Genomic DNA, 22,116 nt, shown 5'->3' with positions numbered 1-22,116 from the left:
GTGTTCCTTGTACATCTCACTCTCCGGTTCCCTCCCGCTGCCGGGAGGAGAAAGACATCTACTCGACCCGCACCCAGGTCTGCGTGCGCCCGAACGGCCCGATCGAGCCGCGCACGTCGAGGCGCTTGCCGCCGTCCTGCGGCGTCAGGCGCAGCGTGTAGTCGCGGCCGTTCTCGGGGTCCAGGATCCGGCCGCCCTCCCAGACGTCCTTGCCGTCGGCCTTGCGGGCGCCGCGGATGATCTCCAGGCCATCCAGCGGCTGGCCCTTGCGGTCATCCGAGCACTCCTCGCACACCGCATCGGGCTTGGCGCCCTTGGCCAGCCGCCGCACGATGCGGCCGTTGACCACGCCATTGGCCTCGGTGATGCGGATCTCGGCCTTGACCTCGCCGGTCTTGTCGTCGACGTTGCGCCACAGGCCCACCGGCGACAGCTGCGCGAAGGCGCTGCCGGCGGCCAGCAGTCCGCCCAGGAGGACCAGCGTCCTCACGCGAGGGCCTCGTCGGTGTCCAGCAGCACCCTGGCGCCGGAACGCGCCGTGCGCATCAGGGTGGCGGTCTCGGGGAACAGGCGGGCGAAGTAGAAGCGCGCGGTCTGCAGCTTGGCCTTGTAGAACGGGTCGGTGTTGCCGGCCGCGATCTCGCGCAGCGACACCTGCGCCATGCGCGCGAACAGGTAGCCGAACACCAGGTGGCCGGCCACGCGCAGGTAGTCGACCGCGGCGGCACCCACCTCGTCCGGGTTCTGGAAGCCCTTGAAGCCGATCTCGGTGGTGAACTTGGTCATCTGCTCGCCCAGCAGCGCGATCGGGTTGATGAACTCGGCCATCTTCTCGTTCACGCCCTCATCCTCGACCAGCTGGGCGACCAGCTTGCCGAACTTCTTGAGGGTGGCGCCCTGGTTGCCCAGCACCTTGCGGCCCAGCAGGTCCAGCGACTGGATCGTGTTGGTGCCCTCGTAGATCATGTTGATGCGGGCATCGCGCACGAACTGCTCCATGCCCCATTCCTTGATGTAGCCGTGGCCGCCGAACACCTGCAGGCAGGACGAGGTGGCGATCCAGCCGTTGTCGGTGATGAAGGCCTTGACGATGGGCGTCAGCAGCGCCACCAGCTCGGCGGACTCCTTGCGCACCTTCTCGTCGGGATGGTGCAGCTCGCGGTCGATCAGCAGCGCGCTCCACAGCGCCAGCGCGCGGCCGCCTTCGGCGTACGCCTTGGCGGTCAGCAGCATCTTGCGCACGTCGGGGTGCACGATGATGGGATCGGCCGGCTTGTCCTTGGCCTTGGGACCGGACAGCGAACGCATCTGGATGCGGTCCTTGGCGTAAGCCAGCGCGTTCTGGTAGGCGACCTCGGTCAGGCCCAGCGACTGCATGCCCACGCCGACACGGGCCGCGTTCATCATCACGAACATGGCCTGCAGGCCCTTGTTCGGCTCGCCGACCAGGGTGCCGACGGCGCCGTCCAGCACCAGCTGCGCGGTGGCGTTGCCGTGGATGCCCATCTTGTGCTCCAGGCCGCCGCAGTGGATGCCGTTGCGCGCGCCGAGCGAGCCGTCCGGGTTCACGTTGTACTTGGGCACCACGAACAGGCTGATGCCCTTGCTGCCCTTGGGCGCGTCCGGCAGGCGGGCCAGCACCAGGTGCACGATGTTGGGCACGAAGTCGTGTTCGCCGGCCGAGATGAAGATCTTGTTGCCGGTGATGCGGTAGGTGCCGTCGGCCTGCGGTTCGGCCTTGGTGCGCAGCAGGCCCAGGTCGGTGCCGCAGTGGGGTTCGGTCAGGCACATGGTGCCGGTCCACTCGCCGCTCACCAGCTTGGGCAGGTAGGTCTTCTTCTGCTCGGGCGTGCCGTGCGCGCGCAGCGCGGCGTAGGCGCCGCTGGTCAGGCCGGGGTACATGGTCCAGGCCTGGTTGGCGGCGTTGAGCATCTCGTAGAAGGCCTGGCTCACCACGATCGGCAGGCCCTGGCCGCCGAACTCCGGGTCGCAGGACAGCGCCGGCCAGCCGCCCTCGATGAACTTCGCGTAGGCCTCCTTGAAGCCCTTGGGCGTGGCGACCTCGTGGGTCTCCCTGTCCAGGCGGCAGCCTTCCTCGTCGCCGCTGATGTTCAGCGGGAAGGTCACCTCGCTGGCGAACTTGCCACCCTCCTCCAGCACGGCATTGATGGTGTCGGCGTCGACCTCGGCATAGGCCGGCATGGCCTTGTACTCGTCGGCGACCTTGAACACCTCGTGCATGACGAACTGCATGTCGCGCAGGGGCGGGGTATAGCTGGGCATGGGCTCACTCCTTGTGGGCGGTTTTGTTGTGGCGTGGAAGCCGGGCGGGGCGGCCGTCGACGGCATCCGCGCCGTAGCGGCGCAGGATGTTGTCGAAGCCGGTGTTGGCGCGCGCGATCGAGCCGGGGCTCTTGAGGAAGCGCGCCTCGTAATGCAGGGCCAGGATCAGGCCGTGGATCTCGAACAGCATCTGCTCGACGTCGGCGTCGGCGCGCAGGTGGCCTTCGTCGCGGGCGCTGGCGATGGCCCGCTTCATGGCGGCATGCCAGGTCAGCACCGAGCTGGCCAGGGCGTCGCGCACCGGGCCCGGCCGGTCGTCGAACTCCACGGCGCCGCTGATGTAGATGCAGCCGGAGTCCAGTTCGACCGAGGTGAGCTTCATCCAGTTGGCGAACAGCGCGCGCAGGCGGGGCAGCCCGCGCGGCTCCTTCATCGCCGGATAGAACACCTCGTCCTCGAAGCGCGCGTGGTACTCGCGGATCACCGAGATCTGCAGTTCCTCGCGCGAGCCGAAATGCGCGAACACGCCCGACTTGCTCATCTGGGCGACCTCGGCCAGCGCGCCGATCGACAGGCCTTCCAGCCCGATTTGCGTGGCCAGCCCGAGGGCGGCATCGACGATCGCAGCCTTGGTCTGCTGGCCCTTCTGCAGGGCACGGCCGTCGCGCACGGAGCGCGAGCGCTTCAGGGGCAGCTCGGTGACGGACATGGCTTTCCGATTAGAACGAACGGTCGTTCTATTTTGCAGGAAAACCGCATCCCCCCCAAGCCGGCGTGGTCCTCTAGGCGCGCCGGCCTAGAAACGCGGCGTGCTGACCGGTCTCAGGCGCGGAACGCCACCACCTCCTGGCGCTGCTCGCCCAGTCCCTCGATGCCGAGCGTGACCACGTCGCCCTTCTTCAGGTAGCGCGGCGGCTTCATGCCCATGCCCACGCCGGGCGGGGTGCCGGTGGTGATCACGTCGCCGGGCAGCAGGGTCATGAAGCGGCTCACGTAGCTCACGAGCTCCGCCACGCCGAAGATCATGGTGCGCGTGTTGCCGGACTGCATGCGCTGGCCATTCACCTCCAGCCACATGGGCAGGCGTTGCACGTTGGCGACCTCGTCGGCCGTCACCAGCCAGGGGCCGATCGGGCCGAAGGTGTCGCAGCCCTTGCCCTTGTCCCATTGCGGGCCGCGCTCGAGCTGGTACTCGCGCTCGCTCACGTCGTTGACCACGCAGTAGCCGGCCACGTGCGACAGCGCGTCCTTCTTCGTCACGTAGCGCGCCCGAGTGCCGATCACCACCCCCAGTTCGACTTCCCAGTCGGTCTTGGTCGAGCCCTTGGGCAGCATCACCGGGTCGTCCGGGCCCTGGATACAGCTGGTGGCCTTGAGGAAGACGATGGGCTCCTTGGGGATGGGAGCGCCCGCTTCCGCCGCGTGGTCGGCGTAGTTCAGGCCGATCGCCACCAGCTTGCCGACGCCGGCCACCGGGCAGCCGATGCGCGGCTTGCCGCGCACCGCCGGCAGCTTGGCCGGGTCGAGCCGGCGCAGGCGGGCCAGCGCCGCCGGCGCCAGCTGGGCCGCACCGATGTCGGGAACCACCGCCGTAAGGTCACGCAGGCGGCCGTCGGCATCGACGAGGCCGGGCTTCTCGCGTCCGGGCTGGCCATAGCGCACGAGTTTCATCGGGTCTTCTCCTTGCTTGTTCGTTCGACGCGCGGCGAGGGCCGCGGCACCCGATCATGCACCGCGCCGCTCAGGCGCCGGGCAGCGGACGCACGACGCCGTCGGCGATCGCGAACACGCGGTCGCCAGGCGCGCGCCGGATCGGATGCATGCCGGTGAAGCTGCCGAAGGCCGGCAGCACCCCGACCGCGCGCTGCGGCTGGGCGCCGCTGTCGTCGCCCAGCCAGAAGCAGGGCAGCCGCAGGCTGTCGAAGGCGCGGCCGCCGATGCGGGTGCACGGATGCCAGTGGCCGGCCAGCACGTAGGCGCCGGCGACCGGATCGGGGTGGTGGCACAGCGCGAACGGGCCGAGCCGCACGGGTTCGTCGGTCGCCTCGATGCCGAGCGAGGCCGGCGGGTCACCGGCCCGCGCATCGTGGTTGCCGCGCACCAGCAGCAGGTCCAGCGATGGATGGCGATCACGCCAGGCCTGCAGCGCCGCCAGCGTCTCGCGCGCATGCGAGCGGCGCGAATGCAGGAAGTCGCCGAGGAACACGATGCGCCGCGCCGCCGTGGCGGCTATGGCGTCCGACAGCGCGTCCAGCGTCGCCCCGGTCGTGGCTTCCGGCACCGGCACGCCCAGGCGGCGGTAGCTCACCGCCTTGCCGAAGTGCGCATCCGCGACCAGCAGGGTGTCGCGCGCGGGCAGGAACAGGGCGCCGGCCGGATGCAGGTGCGCCGGCTCGCCGGCGAGTCGGATGGGGTGCATGGCGGAAGGCGGGACGGCGGCCGGCCGCCGCGGGCCGGGCCAGGAAGGCGCGGCTCAGCCCAGCATGAGGCCGAGGCTGGTGTCCAGGTGTTCCGACGGGCTGCGCCGGAAGCCCGAGCGGGCGAAGCGCTGCAGCCGGCCCACCACGAAGGCCGTCAGCATGGCGGCGCGCACCTGCGCGTCCACCGTGGGGGTGGCCGACGGCTCGGCGACGCCGTCGCGCAGGCACTGCTTGAGGGTGGATTCGATCTTGTCGAAGAACTGGTTCATGCGCTGCTGCAGGCGCTCGTTCTCGAACACCAGCGCGTCGCCCACCATCACCCGGGTCATGCCCGGGTTCTTCTCGGCGAACTGCACCAGCATGGCCACGATGCGGGCGGCCTGCCGCACGCCCGGTTCCACCCCCGCCTCGCGCTCCTGGATCTGGTTGACCAGGGTGAAGACGCTCTGCTCGATGAACTCGATCAGGCCCTCGAACATCTGGGCCTTGCTGGCGAAGTGGCGGTACAGGGCCGCCTCGCTGACTTCCAGCCGGGCCGCCAGGGCCGCGGTGGTGATGCGCTCGGCGCCGGGCTGCTCCAGCATCATGGCCAGCGCCTGCAGGATCTGCACGCGGCGCTCGCCGGGCTTGGGGCGCTTGCGCGTGGGCGCGGCGGCTTCGGCGACAGGGAGGGCGGGCGTGCTGAGCTCGGCTTCGGACATGGCGTTGCTATGGATCAGTTGCAACCATTCTCGCATACCGTTACGCCCGACCCGCCGCGCCGTGCCCGTGGGGCCGCGCGGCGCCGCGCCCAAGTGCGCGCTTACAACGGCAGCAGCAGGTGCACGCGCAGGCCGCGTCCGCCGGCGCCGGTGCCCAGTTCCAGCACGCTGTGGTGCACGCGCGCGATCTCCTGCGCGATCGCCAGCCCTAGGCCGTTGCCCTCGCCGACCGTGCCCTGCACGCGGTAGAAGCGCTCCAGCACCCGCCCGCGCTCGGGTTCGGGCACGCCGGGGCCGTCGTCCTCCACCTCCAGGAAGGCATGGCCGGCGCGCACGCCGCAGCGCAGCGTCACCGTGCCCCCCTCGGGCGTGTACTTGATGGCGTTGTCGACCAGGTTGGACAGCAGCTCGCGCAGCAGCCAGTCGTGGCCCATCACCTGTACCGGCGCGGCCTCCAGGCCCAGGTCGAGGCGGCGCTCGCTGGCGGCATCCAGGTGCGCGCCCAGGATGTCCTCGCACAGCGCCTTGAGGTCGACGCGGTGCATGGGCTGGGCCAGCATAGCGCGGGCGTCGGCCCGCGACAGGGCCAGCAGCTGGTTGGCCAGCTGGGACGTGCGACGGGTCGCGCCCCGCAGCTTGTTCACCTGCTCCGCGGGCAGCTCGATCCGCCCCTCCGGCCCGGCGTGGCCGGCCGCCTGGGCCCAGGCCTCCACCTGCGCCTGCAGGCCCGCCAGGGGCGTGCGCAACTGGTGCGCGGCATCGGCGATGAAGCGGCGCTGGCTCTCGGCCTGGGCGTTCACCATCCCGAACAGGCGGTTGAGCGACTGCACCAGCGGACGCACCTCCTCGGGCGTGCCGCCCTCGTCGAGGGCGCTCAGGTCGCGCGGCGAGCGCCGCTCCACCGCCTCCTTCAGCGCCAGCAGGGGCCCCAGCGCCCGCTCCACGGCCCAACCCACCGCGATCGCCGCAGCCGCGATCAGCACGAGGTTGGGCAGCAGCACCTTCAGCAGGATGGAACGCGCCCACTGCTGGCGCGGGTCGGAGCCGTCCGCGATGGACACCGCCACGTCGCCAACCACCGTCTGCTGGCGCTGGCGCGCGATGCGCCAGGTGATGCCGCCGTGCTCCTCGCTGTGGAATTCGATCTGCGTGTCCGGCGGCGGCAGCGCCGCCAGCCAATCGTCGCCGACCAGCAGCTTGCCGTCGAGATCGGTGATCGCGAAGGTGGCGGGGCCGGGCCGCTCGCGCAGGAACTCCTGCACGCTGGGGGCCATCATCAGCACCAGGGCTTCGTCGGCACCGCTGCCCTGCCCGATCACCGAGTCGGCCAGCAGCGGCACCAGCGCCTGCAGCCGGCGGTCCTGCTGGAGCGCAACGTTGTCGGCCGAGCCGTACGCGAACCAGGCGTTGCCCAGCGCCAGCAGCACCAGCGGCACCAGCAGCATCACCATCAGGCGCCGCCGCAGGCCGGAGAGCATGCGCTCGCCCGGCGCACGTCGTGCCGGCGCGGGGGCGAGCAAGGGCATCACGGCGCGGGCGGTTCGTGCAGTTCCAGCCGGTAGCCGAAGCCGCGGATGGAGCGCAGCGCGACCCCGTGCGGCTCCAGCTTGCCGCGCAGCCGCGAGATGTAGACCTCCACCGCGTTCGGGGTGATCTCCTTGTCCCACCCGGTCAGCGCCTGCAGCAGCTTTTCCTTGCTGGCCGGCTTGGGCGCGTGCATCAGCAGGTACTCCAGCACGGTCCACTCGCGCGGGCCCAGCTCGATGGTCGCGCGCTGGCCGTCCCGGACCGCGCTGGCGCGGCGATTGGCGGTGTCGAGTTCCACCGGCCCGAAGCTGAGCACGGCGCTGGTGGCCGCCTGCGAGCGCCGCAGCAGCGCGCGCAGGCGCGCCAGCATCTCGGGCAGCTCGAACGGCTTGATCATGTAGTCGTCGGCGCCCAGGTCCAGCCCCTGCACCCGGTCCTGCAGCGCGTCGCGCGCGGTCAGGATCAGCACCGGCACCTTGCGGCTGGCCATCCCCGGCTTGCGCAGCCGGCGCGTCAGTTCCAGCCCGTCCATGCCGGGCAGGCCGATGTCGATGACCGCGACGTCGAACACCTCGGCGCGCAGCACCTCCTCGGCGCGCTCGCCGCTGCCGACCCAGTCGACGGCATAGCCGGCGTCCGACAGCCCCAGCTTGATGCCGCTGGCGACCATCACATCGTCTTCGACCAGGAGCAGGCGCACCGCAGCCTCAGTGGTCGCGCCCGGGTTGCATGGGATCCCGCCCAGCGGCCACGGTGGATCCGGCGTGGCCGGTCCAGAGGTGGCGCCCCTGCGCGGGGGAGGCACCGAAGGCGCTTCGGGGGGGACTCATCTGCTCCGGATCATGGTCCCGTAGGCCTGCTCGGTCAGGATCTCCAGCAGCATCGAGTGCGGCACCCGGCCGTCGATGATGTGGACCGAGTTCACGCCGTTGCGGGCGGCGTCCAGGGCGCCACTGATCTTGGGCAGCATGCCGCCGGACAGCGTGCCGTCGGCGAACAGGCCGTCGATCTCGGCCGCGCTCAGCTCGGTGAGCAGCTGCCCGTTCTTGTCCAGCACGCCGGGCGTGTTGGTCAGCAGCACCAGCTTCTCGGCCTTCAGCACGGTGGCCAGCTTGCCGGCGACCACGTCGGCGTTGATGTTGTAGCTCTCGTTCTCCTCGCCGAAGCCGATCGGGCTGATCACGGGGATGAACTGGTCGTCCTGCAGCGCCTTCACCACGGCCGGCTCGATCGCGATGATGTCGCCGACCTGGCCGACGTCGTGCTCCTTGCTCGGGTCCTGGTTGTCGACCATCTTCAGCTTGCGGGCGCGGATCATGCCGCCGTCGCGGCCGGTCAGGCCCACCGCCTTGCCACCCGCCTGGTTGATCAGGCCGACGATGTCCTGCTGCACCTCGCCCGCCAGCACCCACTCGACCACCTCCATGGTCTCGGCGTCGGTCACGCGCATGCCCTGGATGAATTCGCCCTTCTTGCCCAGGCGCTTGAGGGCCTGCTCGATCTGCGGCCCGCCGCCGTGCACCACGACCGGGTTCATGCCCACCAGCTTGAGCAGCACCACGTCCTCGGCGAAATCGGCCTGCAGCTCCGGGTCCGTCATCGCGTTGCCGCCGTACTTGATCACCATGGTCTTGCCATGGAACTTGCGGATGTAGGGCAGCGCCTGGGCCAGGATCTCGGCCTTGTCGCGCGGGGTGATCGAGGAGAGGTCGGTCATGCCGAAATTGTAGGGTCGGCACCCGGGCGCACACCCGGTCGGCTACAGCCCCGCGTGCACCGTGGGATAGCGCAGCCGCAGCCGCAGTTCGCGCTTGAGGCGGCGGTTGTCCAGCCGGCGCGATTCGCCAATGAAGCTCAGGAGCACCGGCCCCAGCTGCGACTGCGCCTCGGCCCGCGGGATCCGGGGCGGGCGCGGCAGGCCGTAGCGGTCGGCCGCGAGGTCGAACCAGTCGCCCATCCTCAGCTCGGTGTCGTCGGCCACGTTCAGCACGCGCTGCGGCCGGCCGCGCCAGAGGGCCGCGGCGACGGCGCGCGCCAGGTCGTCCGCGTGGATGTGGCTGGTGTAGACGTCGTCCTCGGCGCGCAGCACGGGCGTGCCCCTGAGCAGGCGTTCGCGCGGCGTGCCGCCCTCGCGGTCGGCGGCGTAGATGCCGGGCACGCGCAGGATGGTGGCGCGCACGCCCGCGGCGCGGCCGGCGTGCCGCACCGCGGCTTCCGCATCGGCGCGGCGTTGTGCACGGGCGGTGCGGGGCGCGATGCGCCGCACTTCATCGACCTTGTCGCCGCCGCAGTCGCCATAGACGCCGGTGGTCGATGCATAGACCAGCGCGGACGCCGGGGTGCGCAGGCGCAGGGCGCGCAGCAGCGCCGAGGTGCGCGGATCGCGCCAGGCCGGTTCGCGGTCGGACGGCGGCGGCGCCAGGTGGACCACGCGCGTGGCCAGGCCGGCCAGTCGTGCCAGCGTGTGCGGGCGGTCCAGGTCGCCGGCCAGCGGCACCAGGCCGGCGGCGCGCAGCGCCCCCACGCGCTGCGGCGACGACGTCAGCGCCAGCAGCCGGACCCGGCCCCGCAGTTCGCGCGCTACGCGCAGGCCCACGTCGCCGCAGCCGACCACCAGGATGCGCTCGCGCCGGAAGCGCGCGGGAAGCGCGCCGAGGGGACTCTGGTTCGAGGGCAAAATACCGGCTTCGTCGAGTGAAAACCAGCTTCGAGGATACCCAAACATGACCAGCGCCGAGGCCGCAGCAGGCCCCTTCCAGGTGACCGTGCAGCCCAGCGGCCGGACCTTCAGCGCCAACGCCGACGAGGCCCTGCTCGCCGCCGCCATCCGGCAGGGCATCGGCATGCCCTACGGCTGCAAGGACGGCGCCTGCGGTTCGTGCAAGTGCCGCAAGCTTGAAGGCGAGGTGGTCCACCGCGCGCACCAGAGCAAGGCCCTGAGCGCCGAGGAGGAAGCGGCCGGCTACGTGCTGACCTGCAGCGCCTTCGCGCTGACCGACGTGGTGCTCGAGTCGCGCCAGGTCACCGACGAGAGTGCGTTCCCCGTCAAGAAGATGCCCTCGCGCGTGATCGCGCTGGAGAAGCGCTCGCACGACGTGATGATCGTGCGGCTGCAGCTGCCCGCCAATGACACGCTGCGCTACCACGCCGGGCAGTACGTCGAATTCATCCTGCGCGACGGCTCGCGCCGCAGCTACTCGATGGCGAACGCGCCGCACAACGGCCCGGGGGTGGAACTGCACATCCGCCACATGCCGGGCGGCAAGTTCACGGACCACGTGTTCAGCGCGATGAAGGAGAAGGAGATCCTGCGGGTGGAAGGCCCGTACGGCAGCTTCTTCCTGCGCGAGGATTCCGACAAGCCCATGATCCTGCTGGCCTCGGGCACCGGCTTCGCGCCGATCAAGGCCCTGATCGAGCACATGCAGCACAAGGGGATCTCGCGGCCGACCACGCTCTACTGGGGCGGGCGCCGCCCCGGGGACCTGTACCTGGACGACTGGGTGAAGGCGCGCTGCGCCGAGATGGGCCACCTGAAGTACGTCCCGGTGATCTCCAACGCCCTGCCCGAGGACAACTGGACCGGCCGGACCGGCTTCGTCCACAAGGCCGTGATGGAGGACTTCCCCGACCTCTCGGGCCACCAGGTCTATGCCTGCGGCGCGCCCATCGTGGTGGATTCCGCCCGCGCCGAGTACAGCGAGTTGGCCAGGCTGCCGCCGGAGGAGTTCTACGCCGACGCCTTCACCACCGAGGCCGACAAGCACAAGGACGCCGGCACCTGAGTCCGGCGCCGCTGGGCGCTAGGCCCCCAGGTCCATCATCCCGGTCGGGGTCGGCTCCGACGCGCCCTGGCTTCCCGCCGAGAGCGTCTCGTGGATGCGGTGTGCCACGTACCAGCTGGCGCGCATGCGCGCTTCCCGCGTGTGCGAGCCCAGGCGCGGGGTCAGGAAGAGGTTGCTGCAGTCGTGCAGCGGCGACCCGCGCGAGGCGAAGCCGGACTCGGCGCCGTCCAGCAGCGCGGCTTCGATGCGGCCGTCGTTCAGCGCCCGCGCGAAGGCATCCACGTCGAACAGCTGCGAGCGACTGATGCCCACCCAAAGCTGGCCGGGCCGGCAGTGGGCCAGCAGCTTGTCGTTGATGAAGCCCCGGTAGCGCGAGGCGTACATCACCTGCACCGTCACCGCGTCGGCGTTGGACAGCAGCTCGTGCACGCCGACCGGCTGGATCTTCAGGCGCTCCCAGATCGGCGCGCTGTGGTGCACGGCGGGGTCGTAGCCGATCAGGCGGGCCCCCAGCGAGGTCAGCATGAGCGCGAGGGTGTGGGCCGTGGGCTCCAGGCCCAGGATGCCGACCACGCTGCCATTGAGCTCGCGGCCGAGCCGGACCTCGGCGTGGCGGTCGCCGTTCAGAGCCGCGCCGATGCCGCGCCGGTACAGCATCAACAGGCTGGCGAGCAGGTACTCGGCGTTGGACCGGACGTTGGCGGTGCTGGCCTGGATGACGCGCACCTTGCGCGCCCGGCACGCTTCCAGGTCGGTGTTGTCGGTGCCCACGTGCATGCGCGCCACGGCCTTGAGCATGGGGGCGAAATCGAGGAACTCCTGGGTGACGACCACCTTGCGGGGCAGCACCAGCGCGCGCGACTTGTACACCGCCTTGCGCAGCGCGCTGGGGTCGCTGGCGAGGTCACCGCGCACCTCGACGCTGTGGCGCTCCTGCAGCCAGTTCAGCGCCTCGGGCACGAGACGTTCGACCAGTAAGATGTCCAAGGTGGGTTGGGTCCTTGTCCGACATGGATTTCAGCCAGTTGCAACGGCTGAGAACGTCGGAGTGTGAAAAACTGCGCGGACTTTATCCAAGATCAGCGCACAACGCTATGAAAAACGTCACAAAGGTCAACAAAGCAGTCTTCCCGGTCGCCGGCCTCGGCACCCGCTTCCTCCCGGCCACCAAGGCCATGCCCAAGGAGATGCTGCCCATCGTCGACAAGCCGCTCATCCAGTACGCGGTCGAGGAAGCCTACGAGGCCGGCATCCGCCACATGGTGTTCGTCACCGGCCGCAGCAAGCGCGCGATCGAGGACCACTTCGATGTTTCGCCCGAGCTGGAGATGGAGCTGGAGGCCAGCGGCAAGAAGGAGGTGCTGGAACTGGTGCGCTCCATCGCGCCGGCCGACATGGCCTGCTCCTTCGTGCGGCAGCCCCGCGCGCTGGGCCTCGGGCATGCCGTCCTGTGCGCCGCGCCGATCGTGGGCAACGACCCCTTCGCGGTGCTGCTCCCGGACGACCTCATGAGCGGCCCCGAGGGCGGCCCCTCGGTGCTGGCGCAGATGGTGCAGCAGTTCGAGCGCACGCCCACCTGCATCCTCGCCGTGCAGGAGGTCCCGCGCGAGCACGTCAAGCGCTACGGCATCGTTGCCGGCGATGCGGTGGGCGAGCGCCTGACGCGGGTGCGGCAGATGGTGGAAAAGCCGGACCCGGAATCGGCCCCGTCACGCATGGGCGTGGCCGGCCGCTACGTGCTGACCGCCAGCGTGTTCGACATGATCCGCACCAACCCGCGCGGCGCCGGCGGCGAGATCCAGCTCACCGACGGCATCGCGCGGCTGATGGAGGGCGAAGGCGTGCACGCCTGGCTGTACGAGGGCAAGCGCTACGACTGCGGCAGCAAGGACGGCTTCCTGCAGGCCACCGTCGATTTCGCGCTGAAGAACCCCGAGCTCGGCCCGGGCCTGCGGGAGCACCTCAGGCGGCTGGCCGTCTAGGCACCCCTGGGGCGGCGCCGTTCAGCGCCGCTTCAGGACGTGGATGAACTCCTCGCCCTGCTGCTGCTGCTCGACCAGTTCGTTGCCGGTCTGGCGGGCAAAGGCCTGGAAGTCTCGCAGCGAGCCCGGGTCGGTGGCCACCACCTTGAGCAACTGGCCCGACAGCATGTCCGTCAGCGCCTTCTTGGCGCGCAGGATGGGCAACGGGCAGTTCAGGCCGCGCGTGTCGATTTCCTTGTCGATGTTCATCGTGCGCCCTTGCGGATGATCCACCGGCCATTCTAGGCGCGACCGCAGGCGCTCACCGGAGGCGGCTTCGGCCGTTTGCTATCGTCGGGGTCTTCCCCTCGCTTCCATCATGATCATCGTCACCGGCGGCTGCGGCTTCATCGGATCCGCCTTCATCCTCGACTGGCTGGCCCAGGACCGGGAGCCCGTCCTGAACCTGGACCTGCTCACCTACGCCGGCCACCCGGGCAACCTGCGGACGGTGGAGTCGCATCCCGGCTACCGGTTCGTGCGCGGCGACATAGCCGACAGCGCGCTCGTCGGCGACCTGCTGCGCGAACACCGGCCGCGCGCCATCGTGCACTTCGCCGCCGAGAGCCACGTGGACCGCTCCATCGCCGGGCCGGACGCCTTCATCCAGACCAACGTGGTCGGCACCGCCCGGCTGCTGCAGGCGGCGCACGGGTACTGGAGCCGGCTGCCGGCACCGGAGGCGTCGGCCTTCCGCTTCCTCAACGTCTCCACCGACGAGGTGTTCGGCTCGCTGGGCCCGTCCGAGCCGGCCTTCAGCGAGACCCACCCCTACCAGCCCAACAGCCCGTATTCGGCGTCCAAGGCCTCGGCCGACCATTTCGCGCGCGCCTGGTGCCACACCTTCGGCCTGCCGGTGATCACCACCAACTGCTCCAACAACTACGGCCCGCGCCAGTTCCCGGAGAAGCTGATCCCGCTGATGATCCACAACGCCCTGGCCGGCCAGCCGCTGCCCGTGTACGGCGACGGGCGCCAGGTGCGTGACTGGCTGCACGTGGGCGACCACTGCTCGGCGCTGCGCGCGGTGCTGGAGCGCGGCCGGCCCGGCGAGACCTACAACATAGGCGGTCGCTCCGAGCGCACCAACCTGGAGGTCGTCCACACCATCTGCCGCGTGATCGACGAAGCGCGCCCCGGCCGCTCGCACGCGGCGCTGGTCCGGCACGTGCAGGACCGGCTCGGCCACGACCGCCGCTACGCCATCGACGACAGCAAGATCGCCGCCGAGCTGGGCTGGAAGCCCGCGGTGACCTTCGAGCAGGGCATCCGCGACACGGTGCAGTGGTACCTGGCCAACGGCGACTGGGTGGCCTCGGTCACCAGCGGCGCCTACCGGCGCTGGGTCGAGCAGCAGTACCCGGCCCTGCACTCCGCCGCATGAAGATCCTGCTGTTCGGTGCCCGGGGGCAGGTCGGCTGGCAGTTGCAGCGCAGCCTGTCGGTGCTGGGCGAGGTCGTCGCGCTGGACCGCCGCAGCGCGGCCCTGTGCGGCGACCTGAGCGACATCGAAGGCGTCGCGGCCACCGTGGCCGCCGTGGCACCCGATGTGGTGGTCAATGCGGCCGCCTACACCGCCGTGGACCGCGCCGAGGACGAGCCCGAGCTGGCGTTCGCCATCAATGCGCAGGCCTGCGAGGCCATCGCCCGCGCCGCTGCCCGCTGCGGCGCCTGGGTGGTCCACTACTCCAGCGACTACGTCTACGACGGCAGCGGCGAACGGCCCTGGCGCGAATCCGATCCCACCGGCCCACTGGGCGCCTACGGCCGCAGCAAGCTGGCCGGCGACGAGGCGGTCGCGCGCGAGAACCCGCGCCACCTGGTCCTGCGCACCAGCTGGGTGTTCGACAGCTGGGGCCGGAACTTCGCCAGGAGCATCCTCGAGGCCGCGGCCACCCGGGACGAACTCACCATCGTGGCCGACCAGTGGGGCGCCCCGACGCGCGCCGCGCTGATTGCCGACGTGACTGCGCACGTCCTGCGCTCGCTGCGCCAGCGCGGCGAGGATCCCTCGCTGGCCGGCGTCTATCACCTGGCCGCCGCCGGCTTCACCACCTGGCACGGCTATGCCCTGCTGCTGCTGCAGGAAGCGCAGCGCGTGGGCCTGCCCCTGCGCGCCACGCCGGACCGGGTGCGGCCGATCCCGTCCCGTGACTACCCGGTGCGAGCGGCGCGGCCGGCCAACTCGCGGCTGGACACCACCCGGCTGCGCGAGACCTTCGGCCTGTCGCTGCCGCCCTGGCAGGATGGCGTGCGCGCCGTCATCGCCGAACTCGCGCACCATCGCGCCTCCTGACCCATGCCCACCCACAAGCCCGCCCGCAAGGGCATCGTCCTGGCCGGCGGCGCCGGCACCCGGCTGCACCCGGCCACGCTGGCGATCTCCAAGCAGCTGCTGCCGGTCTTCGACAAGCCCATGGTCTATTACCCGCTGTCCACGCTGATGCTGGCCGGCATCCGCGAGGTGCTGCTGGTCAGCACCCCGCAGGACACGCCGCGCTTCCAACAGTTGCTGGGCGACGGCAGCCAGTGGGGCATGCGGATCGCCTACGCCGTGCAGCCGCGCCCCGAGGGGCTGGCGCAGGCCTTCCTGATCGGGCGCGAATTCCTGGCCGGCGCACCCAGCGCCCTGGTGCTGGGCGACAACATCTTCTACGGCCATGACCTGGTCAAGCTGCTGCAGCAGGCCAACGACACGGTCGAGGGCGCCACCGTGTTCGCGTACCACGTGCGCGACCCGCAGCGCTATGGCGTGGTCGCCTTCGACGAGCAGGGCAATGCCACCTCGATCGAGGAGAAGCCAGCGCAGCCGCGCAGCAACTGCGCGGTGACCGGCCTGTACTTCTACGATGCCGAGGTGTGCGACGTCGCCGCGCAAGTGCGCCCGTCGGCGCGCGGCGAGCTGGAGATCACCAGCGTCAACCAGCACTACCTGGAGCGCGGGCGCCTGCGCGTGCAGACCATGGGCCGGGGATTCGCCTGGCTGGATACCGGCACCCACGAAAGCCTGCTGGAGGCCACGCAGTTCATCCACACGCTGGAGCAGCGCCAGGGCCTGAAGGTGGCCTGCCCCGAGGAGATCGCTTGGCGCAACGGCTGGATCGACGATGCGGCGCTGAGCGCGCTGGCGCAGCCGCTGGGCAAGAGCAGCTATGGCGCGTACCTGCTCGCGCTGCTGAGGGGGTGAGCACGATGCAGGTCACGCCCACCCGGCTGCCCGAAGTGCTGCTGATCGAGCCGCGCGTGTTCGGCGACGCCCGCGGCTTCTTCATGGAAAGCTGGAACCAGCGCGCCTTCGACCAGGCCGTGGGCGGCGCCGTCACCTTCGTCCAGGACAACCATTCGCGCAGCGCGCGCGGCGTGCTGCGGGGCATCCACTACCAGCTGGCGCATCCGCAGGGCAAGCTGGTGCGCGTGGCCAGCGGCCGGGTGTTCGACGTGGCCGTGGACCTGCGGCGCGATTCGCCGCGCTGCGGCCAGTGGGTGGGCGTGGAGCTCAGCGCCGACAACCACCGGCAGCTGTGGATCCCGCCGGGCTTCGGCCACGGCTTCCTGGTCCTGTCGGAGCAGGCGGACTTCCTCTACAAGGCCAGCGACTATTACGTGCCCGAGGACGAACGGGCACTGGCGTGGAACGATGCCCACGTGGGCATCGAATGGCCGCTGTCGGCGATCGGCGACGCACCGGTGCTGTCGGCGCGCGACCAGGCTGCGCCCGGCTGGGACCAAGCGCCGCTGTACTCCCGCTGATGGTGCGCGCCTACTCGGCGCGCCGCTGCCACTCGATGAACTGCGGCTCGTGGCCGCGGCCGCGCAGCCAGTCGGCCAGCGCGTAGCCGGTTCCGGCCGGCCAGCACTTGACTTCGTCGCAGGCGTACAGCCGGTAGTCCGCCAGCTCCGGCGACAGCCGCACCACGCCCTGCGCCTGCACGTGGAAGGCGATGATCACCTGGTTCATGCGCTGGAAGTCGTAGACGCCGATCAGCTCCACGGCGGTGGCGTCGAGGTCGGTCTCTTCCTTCACCTCGCGGCGGATCCCCTCCTGCGGGGTCTCGCCGGCCTCCATGAAGCCGGTGATCAGCGCGTACATCCTGCCCGGCCACGCGGCATTGCGCGCCAGCAGGATGCGGCCTTCGTACTCGACCACGGCCGCCAGCACCGGGGTGGGATTGTTCCAGTGCGTCCAGCGGCAGGCCGGGCAGCGCAGGCGCTCCTTGGGCCCGCCGTCCTCGTCCTGCACGATGGGCTGCAGGGGCGTGGCGCATTGGGGGCAGAACCGGTAAGGCTCCATGGTCCCCCTCCTCAGGCCGGGAACACGCCCGTCGACAGGTAGCGGTCGCCGCGGTCGCAGACCACGAACACGATGGTGGCGTTCTCGACCTGCTGCGCGATCTGCTGCGCGACCCAGCAGGCGCCCGCCGCCGAGATGCCGCCGAAGATGCCCTCTTCGCGCGCCAGGCGCCGGCACATCTCCTCGGCCTCCTCCTGGCTGACCAGCACGGTCTCGTCCACGTGGGTGGGGTCGTAGATCTTCGGCATGTACTCCGGCGGCCACTTGCGGATGCCGGGGATGCGCGAGCCTTCGGCCGGCTGGGCGCCGATAACGCGCACCTTGGTATTCTTCTCCTTGAGGTAGCGCGACACCCCGGTGATGGTGCCGGTGGTGCCCATGGCACTGACGAAGTGAGTCACGCGACCACCGGTCTGCTCCCAGATCTCCGGGCCGGTGGCCTCGTAGTGGATGCGCGTGTTGTCGGGGTTGGCGAACTGGTCCAGCACCCGGCCCTTGCCCTCGCGCTGCATGTTCTCCGCCAGGTCGCGCGCGTACTCCATGCCGCCGCTCTTGGGCGTGAGCACCAGCTCGGCGCCGAAGGCCTTCATGGTCTGCGCCCGCTCGATCGACAGGTCCTCCGGCATGATCAGCACCATGCGATAGCCGCGGATCGCCGCGGCCATGGCGAGCGCGATGCCGGTGTTGCCCGAGGTGGCCTCGATCAGCGTGTCGCCGGGCCGGATCTCGCCGCGCTCCTCGGCCCGGCGGATCATGGACAGCGCGGGCCGGTCCTTCACCGAGCCGGCCGGGTTGTTGCCCTCGAGCTTGCCGAGCACGACGTTGCCGCGCTGGCGGTTGCCGGGTTCGCCTATGCGTTGCAGGGCGACCAGGGGCGTGTTTCCGATCGCGTCTTCGAGGGTGGGATAGCTGCGCGGGTCCATCGCCCCACTGTGCCATAATTTTTTTCCTCGCTCTTCAACGCTGCCGGAGTGGCGAAATCGGTAGACGCAGCAGACTCAAAATCTGCCGGTGGCAACACCGTGCCGGTTCGATTCCGGCCTCCGGCACCAACCTCTTAGCCCGACCGACACCGGTTCCCCGCCTCCTTGCCCGTCACGGTGTGTTCGAACCCTCCATGACCCGGGCCGCCACACACCGTGTTCAACGACAACCGCCTGAGCGACCCTGCTCCTGCCGAGGCGATGCAGGCTGTTTCGGCGCCGACGTATCGCGCCTTCGGCACGTTCCGCCTCGTGCTGGCCATGGTGGTGGTCCTGGGCCACGGCGCATGGCTGGCGCCGGACCACCTGCCGGCCAACGCCGTCATGCGGATCCACGCCGGTTCGACGGCGGTCCTCGCCTTCTTCGTCCTCTCCGGCTTCATCCTCGCCGAAGCGGCCAGCACCTTCTACCGGGGCCGCGCGATGGCCTTGATGAAGAACCGCGTCATCAAGATCGTCCCGCCGTTCCTGGGCGCGCTCGCCGTTTCGCTGGCGGTACACCGTGTGCTGGCCCATTTCGGCCTGCTGTCGGCGGGCATCGGATTCGAGGGCTACAAGCAGTTGCCCGACATGTGGAGCGCGCGCAACCTCCTGTACAACCCGGTGAGCGTGCTGCCGTTCCTGATGCCGGACCGCATGACGGACTACGTGGGCGAGATCTACCTGTTCGTGCGCTACGTGTGGGCGATCAACGCCGAGATGATGTTCTATCTCTTCATCGGGCTGTTCGTCCTGTTCAGGGGCTCCATCGGGCGGACGCGGCTGCCCACCCTCGCCGGGACCCTCGCGCTGGCCGTGCTGTACCTGTACGCGGCCTGGCACCAGAAGCCGTGGTTCTACGTCACCTACGCACCCTTCTTCGTGCTGGGCGTCAGCATCCACGCGGTCGCCAGGCACAAGGGCTGGCAGCTTCCCCTGGTGGCCAGCGCGGCCCTGTCGCTCGTGGGCGCCGCCCGCCTGATCGGCGGGGGCAACGTGCTGCGCGACCCCGGCCTGGTCACCTTGCCCGTGCTGCTGGGCATCCTGGTGTTCGCCATGTTCTGCGGCCTGGTCGTCGTGCTGAGCCGTGCGACGGTGCCGGCTTCCTTGCGACGGCTGGACCGCTCGCTCGGCGACCTCTCCTACGCCGTGTACCTGAACCACTACGTGGTGCTGGTGCTGTTCAGCGCGCTGGTCGGCGAAAGCCGCGGCGCGGCCTTGTGGATGGCGGCCTTGCTGGCGGCGCTGGTCCTGTCCGCCCTCATGCAGCTGGTCATCGAACGTCCGCTGGCGGGACTGCGGGCAAGGATCCGCGGCGCGGCCCTGGCCTAGATCGCCCGCGCTGCAAAAAAAACGCCCGGCGCGCGGCCGGGCGAAGAACCTCCATGGCTGGGACCGTAACCAAGGACCGATCCCGCGTTCAGGATGGTCGAACGGCCGAGCCAGTGCCGTCAGGCTGAGCCTCGTTTCATGGCTCGGCCGTTTCCGACCGGCGTGTAGGCGGAAACGCCGAGCCAGCGAGTCCCGCGCCGGATGAGCCGCTTGGGGCCGGCCTACGGTGGAGCGCCGGGAACCGGCGACAAACGGCAGGCAGCGCCTACTCCGCTGCGCTGCGCAGCGTTTCCACCACCGGCCTGCGCAGGACTTCGCGCAGCCCCCACCAGCCGGCCGCCAGCGCGAGCACGGCACCGGCCACGGCGCCGCCGGCCAGCACCAGCGGGGAGGCCGTCCACTGGAACTCGAACACGAAGCGCGCCAGTCCCCAGCCGACGACGGCAGCGACGGCGCTGGCCAGCAGCCCGGCCAGCAGGCCCACGCCCGCCAGTTCGGCCCGCTGCACCTGCCGCAGCAGGGCACCGCTGGCGCCCACCGCCCGCATGATGGCGAACTCGCGCGCGCGCTCCTCGCGGGTGGCGGTCACGGCGGCGAACAGCACCACCAGCCCGGCGGCCAGCGTGAAGCCGAACAAAAACTCGACCGCGCGCACCACCTTGTCGAGCACGGCCTGCACCTGGTCGATGGTGCTGGTCATGTCGACGTTGGTGATGTTGGGGAATTGGCGCACCAGCGCGCTGTCGAAGCCCTTGCGCTCGGGCGCGCGGAAGGCCGCCATGAAGGTGGCCGGCACGTCCGGCATGCGGCTGACCGGGAACATGACGAAGAAGTTGGCCCGCATCGAACCCCAGTCCACCTTGCGCAGCGAGGTGATGCGCGCCTCCACCGGCATGCCGCCGATGTCGAAGCGCAGGCGGTCGCCCAGCTCCAGCCCCAGCGTCCTGGCGATGCCCTGCTCCACGCTGACGGCATCGGCCTCCTCGGCCTGCCAGCGGCCGGCGACGATCTGGTTGTGCGGCGGCGCATCCGCCGCATGCGAGAGGTTGAATTCCCGGTCCACCAGTCGCCGGGCCCGGTCCTCGGTGTAGTCGTCGGGGCCGACGTCGCGGTCGTTCACCGCCACCAGGCGGCCGCGGATCATGGGGTACCAGTCGAAGCGCTGCACGCCCGCCTGCTGCAGCGCATGCAGGAAGTCGTCGCCCTGCTCGGGCATCACGTTGATGACGAAGCGGTTGGGCGCGTCCGGCGGCGTGGCCTGGCGCCAGCTGGCCACCAGGTCGGTGCGCAGCAGCACCAGCAGCACCAGTGCCAGCAGGCCGACCGCCAGCGAGCTCACCTGCACCACCGCATAGGCCGGCCGGGCCGACAGCTGCCGCGTCGCCAGCACCAGCCAGCGCGGCGCCGTGGCTTCGTTGACCGACAGCCGCAGCAGCTTCACCGCCACCCAGCTCAGCACCGCGAACAGCAGCACCGCGCCGGCAAAGCCGCCCACAGCGATGCCACCCAGCCACAGGTCGCTGCTGGCGGCCAGCAGCAAGGTGGCGAAGCCCAGCACGCCTATGCCCAGCACCGCCATAGAGGCCGGCTTGAGGCCGCCGACGTCGCGCCGGATCACGCGCAGCGGCGGCACCTGCGCCAGTTGCAGCACCGGCGGCAGCCCGAACGCGAACAGCAGGGTCAGGCCCATGCCCAGGCCGAAACCGACCGGCCACAGGCCGGCGCCGGGCAGCGAGGTCTCCACCAGCCCGGACAGCAGCAGCACGAACACGAAGTGCACCGCATAGCCAAGCGCCACGCCCAGCGCACTGGCCGCAAGCCCGACCAGCCCGAACTCCACCGCGTAGCCCAGGGCGATGGCGCGCTGCGGCTGCCCCAGCACGCGCAGCATGGCGCAGTCGTCCAGGTGGCGCGCCGCGAAGCCACGGGCCGCCAGGGCCACCGCCACGGCGCTGAGCAGCGCCGACAGCAGCGCGACCAGGTTCAGGAATTTCTCGGCTCGGTCCAGCGTCTGGCGCATCTCCGGCCGGCCGCCTTCCAGCGATTCCACCCGCACGCCGCGCACCTCGGGCTTCGCCGCCACCGCGGTCGCGAATTCGGAGAAGGACTTGACGGCGCGGTCCGGCCCGGCCACGGCAAAGCGCCAGCGGATGCGGCTGGCCGGCTGCACCAGCCGGGTGGCCGCGAGGTCGGCCTCGTTGATCATCACTCGCGGCGAGAAGGTGGAAAAGCCGGTGCCCCGGTCCGGCTCCAGCAGCAGCACGCGCGCGATGCGCAGGCTGGCATCGCCCAGCAGCAGGGTGTCGCCCGGGGCCAGCCCCAGCGCCTCCAGCAGCGAGCGATCGACCCAGGCCTCCCCTCGGGCCGGGATCGCCCGGGTGGGCGCGCCCGCCCCTTCCGCGCTGTCGCTGACGGTGAGCTGGCCGCGCAAGGGATAGCCGGGCTCGACGGCCTTGAGGGCCACCAGCCGCGCGGCGCCGCCCCGCTCGTCGGGCGCCCGCGCCATGGTCGGGAACACCACGCTGGTGGCCGCCTGCAGGCCGAGGGCGCGGGCGCGCTCGACGAAGGCGGGCGGCGTGGGGTTGTCGCTGGCGACGACGGCATCGCCGCCCAGCAGCTGGCGTGCATCGCGCGCCAGCCCGCCCTGGAGCCGGTCCGCGAAGAAACCGACGGCGGTGAGCGCCGCCACCGCCAGGGTGACCGCCACGATCAGCAGCCGCAGTTCGCCGGCTCGGAGGTCGCGCCACAGGGTGCGCCAGCCCAGGCGCCAGAAGGAGGTCTGCATGGCGCAGGAC

General features: G+C 70.7%; 22 protein-coding genes and 1 tRNA gene. 8 read left to right on the top strand and 15 right to left on the bottom strand.

Annotation, left to right across the window (positions count from 1 at the left end; genetic code table 11):
- Positions 1-58 precede the first annotated feature (58 nt).
- From VEC03_RS15735 to VEC03_RS15690, 10 genes are all read right to left on the bottom strand, one after another.
- The gene (locus VEC03_RS15735) at positions 59-490 is read right to left on the bottom strand and encodes a DUF2147 domain-containing protein (RefSeq protein WP_324917088.1); all 432 of its coding nucleotides are present in this window, start codon (positions 488-490) and stop codon (positions 59-61) included.
- On the bottom strand, positions 487-2,283 hold the full coding sequence (locus tag VEC03_RS15730; protein WP_324917085.1) for an acyl-CoA dehydrogenase C-terminal domain-containing protein: 1,797 nt from the start codon (positions 2,281-2,283) through the stop codon (positions 487-489). The genes VEC03_RS15735 and VEC03_RS15730 overlap by 4 nt, the downstream gene beginning before the upstream one ends.
- A 4-nt stretch (positions 2,284-2,287) precedes the next feature.
- On the bottom strand, positions 2,288-2,992 hold the full coding sequence (locus tag VEC03_RS15725) for a TetR/AcrR family transcriptional regulator (protein ID WP_324917083.1): 705 nt from the start codon (positions 2,990-2,992) through the stop codon (positions 2,288-2,290).
- 113 nt (positions 2,993-3,105) lie between these two features.
- Positions 3,106-3,954: a fumarylacetoacetate hydrolase family protein gene (locus tag VEC03_RS15720; RefSeq protein WP_324917080.1), complete on the bottom strand. Its 849-nt coding sequence runs from the start codon at positions 3,952-3,954 to the stop codon at positions 3,106-3,108.
- 70 nt (positions 3,955-4,024) lie between these two features.
- Positions 4,025-4,702 carry a ligase-associated DNA damage response endonuclease PdeM gene (pdeM, locus tag VEC03_RS15715; RefSeq protein ID WP_324917077.1) on the bottom strand — a complete coding sequence of 226 codons (678 nt, stop codon included), beginning with the start codon at positions 4,700-4,702 and terminating at the stop codon, positions 4,025-4,027.
- Between the two features lie 54 nt (positions 4,703-4,756).
- Positions 4,757-5,404: a nucleoid occlusion factor SlmA gene (gene slmA / locus VEC03_RS15710; RefSeq protein WP_324917074.1), complete on the bottom strand. Its 648-nt coding sequence runs from the start codon at positions 5,402-5,404 to the stop codon at positions 4,757-4,759.
- Between the two features lie 101 nt (positions 5,405-5,505).
- Entirely contained in the window at positions 5,506-6,882 is a 1,377-nt protein-coding gene (locus VEC03_RS15705) for an ATP-binding protein (protein ID WP_324917694.1), read from the bottom strand.
- A gap of 47 nt (positions 6,883-6,929) precedes the next feature.
- Positions 6,930-7,631, bottom strand: coding sequence for a response regulator transcription factor (locus tag VEC03_RS15700; RefSeq protein ID WP_324917071.1), 702 nt, complete (start codon positions 7,629-7,631; stop codon positions 6,930-6,932).
- Between the two features lie 126 nt (positions 7,632-7,757).
- Positions 7,758-8,648, bottom strand: a complete 891-nt coding sequence (gene argB / locus VEC03_RS15695; protein WP_324917068.1) for an acetylglutamate kinase — start codon at positions 8,646-8,648, stop codon at positions 7,758-7,760.
- Positions 8,649-8,690: 42 nt separating this feature from the next.
- Entirely contained in the window at positions 8,691-9,608 is a 918-nt protein-coding gene (locus tag VEC03_RS15690; RefSeq protein WP_324917065.1) for an NAD-dependent epimerase/dehydratase family protein, read from the bottom strand.
- A gap of 46 nt (positions 9,609-9,654) precedes the next feature.
- Between VEC03_RS15690 and VEC03_RS15685 the strand changes: the two genes are divergently transcribed.
- Positions 9,655-10,716 (top strand): CDP-6-deoxy-delta-3,4-glucoseen reductase, encoded by a 1,062-nt coding sequence (locus tag VEC03_RS15685; protein WP_324917063.1) that lies wholly within the window; start codon positions 9,655-9,657, stop codon positions 10,714-10,716.
- A gap of 18 nt (positions 10,717-10,734) precedes the next feature.
- Here the strand turns inward: VEC03_RS15685 and VEC03_RS15680 are convergent, their stop codons facing one another.
- Entirely contained in the window at positions 10,735-11,703 is a 969-nt protein-coding gene (locus tag VEC03_RS15680; RefSeq protein ID WP_324917060.1) for an NAD(P)-dependent oxidoreductase, read from the bottom strand.
- Between the two features lie 107 nt (positions 11,704-11,810).
- Between VEC03_RS15680 and galU the strand changes: the two genes are divergently transcribed.
- Positions 11,811-12,698, top strand: a complete 888-nt coding sequence (gene galU, locus VEC03_RS15675) for a UTP--glucose-1-phosphate uridylyltransferase GalU (RefSeq protein WP_324917056.1) — start codon at positions 11,811-11,813, stop codon at positions 12,696-12,698.
- Positions 12,699-12,719: 21 nt separating this feature from the next.
- On the opposite strand, the gene VEC03_RS15670 is transcribed toward galU, so the two are convergent.
- Positions 12,720-12,947, bottom strand: a complete 228-nt coding sequence (locus tag VEC03_RS15670) for a sulfurtransferase TusA family protein (protein ID WP_324917053.1) — start codon at positions 12,945-12,947, stop codon at positions 12,720-12,722.
- Between the two features lie 109 nt (positions 12,948-13,056).
- Here VEC03_RS15670 and rfbB point away from each other — a divergent pair, with 109 nt between their 5' ends.
- Genes rfbB through rfbC form a run of 4 tightly spaced genes read left to right on the top strand, consistent with a single transcriptional unit; the run spans position 13,057 to position 16,486 of the window.
- On the top strand, positions 13,057-14,121 hold the full coding sequence (rfbB, locus tag VEC03_RS15665) for a dTDP-glucose 4,6-dehydratase (protein ID WP_324917050.1): 1,065 nt from the start codon (positions 13,057-13,059) through the stop codon (positions 14,119-14,121).
- Entirely contained in the window at positions 14,118-15,032 is a 915-nt protein-coding gene (rfbD, locus tag VEC03_RS15660; RefSeq protein ID WP_324917047.1) for a dTDP-4-dehydrorhamnose reductase, read from the top strand. Before rfbB ends, rfbD begins: the two co-directional genes overlap by 4 nt.
- Before the next feature lie 3 nt (positions 15,033-15,035).
- Positions 15,036-15,923: a glucose-1-phosphate thymidylyltransferase RfbA gene (gene rfbA, locus VEC03_RS15655; RefSeq protein ID WP_324917044.1), complete on the top strand. Its 888-nt coding sequence runs from the start codon at positions 15,036-15,038 to the stop codon at positions 15,921-15,923.
- Between the two features lie 5 nt (positions 15,924-15,928).
- Positions 15,929-16,486: a dTDP-4-dehydrorhamnose 3,5-epimerase gene (gene rfbC, locus VEC03_RS15650; RefSeq protein ID WP_324917691.1), complete on the top strand. Its 558-nt coding sequence runs from the start codon at positions 15,929-15,931 to the stop codon at positions 16,484-16,486.
- 10 nt (positions 16,487-16,496) lie between these two features.
- Here rfbC and VEC03_RS15645 read toward each other — a convergent pair whose 3' ends face one another.
- Both VEC03_RS15645 and cysM read right to left on the bottom strand, forming a co-directional pair.
- Positions 16,497-17,027 (bottom strand): NUDIX domain-containing protein, encoded by a 531-nt coding sequence (locus tag VEC03_RS15645; RefSeq protein ID WP_324917041.1) that lies wholly within the window; start codon positions 17,025-17,027, stop codon positions 16,497-16,499.
- An 11-nt stretch (positions 17,028-17,038) separates the two neighbouring features.
- Complete coding sequence (cysM, locus tag VEC03_RS15640) at positions 17,039-17,950, bottom strand: cysteine synthase CysM (RefSeq protein ID WP_324917038.1); 912 nt, start codon at positions 17,948-17,950, stop codon at positions 17,039-17,041.
- Between the two features lie 42 nt (positions 17,951-17,992).
- Here cysM and VEC03_RS15635 point away from each other — a divergent pair.
- Together VEC03_RS15635 and VEC03_RS15630 are read left to right on the top strand one after the other, a co-directional pair.
- Positions 17,993-18,079: transfer RNA gene (locus VEC03_RS15635), tRNA-Leu, on the top strand.
- Positions 18,080-18,166: 87 nt separating this feature from the next.
- Positions 18,167-19,321 (top strand): acyltransferase, encoded by a 1,155-nt coding sequence (locus VEC03_RS15630; RefSeq protein ID WP_324917035.1) that lies wholly within the window; start codon positions 18,167-18,169, stop codon positions 19,319-19,321.
- A gap of 265 nt (positions 19,322-19,586) precedes the next feature.
- On the opposite strand, the gene VEC03_RS15625 is transcribed toward VEC03_RS15630, so the two are convergent.
- Positions 19,587-22,106 carry an ABC transporter permease gene (locus VEC03_RS15625; RefSeq protein ID WP_324917032.1) on the bottom strand — a complete coding sequence of 840 codons (2,520 nt, stop codon included), beginning with the start codon at positions 22,104-22,106 and terminating at the stop codon, positions 19,587-19,589.
- Positions 22,107-22,116: the final 10 nt, after the last annotated feature.

This window comes from Ramlibacter sp. (assembly GCF_035627355.1).
GTDB lineage: Bacteria > Pseudomonadota > Gammaproteobacteria > Burkholderiales > Burkholderiaceae_C > Ramlibacter.
This window is presented reverse-complemented; position numbering and strand designations above follow the sequence as displayed.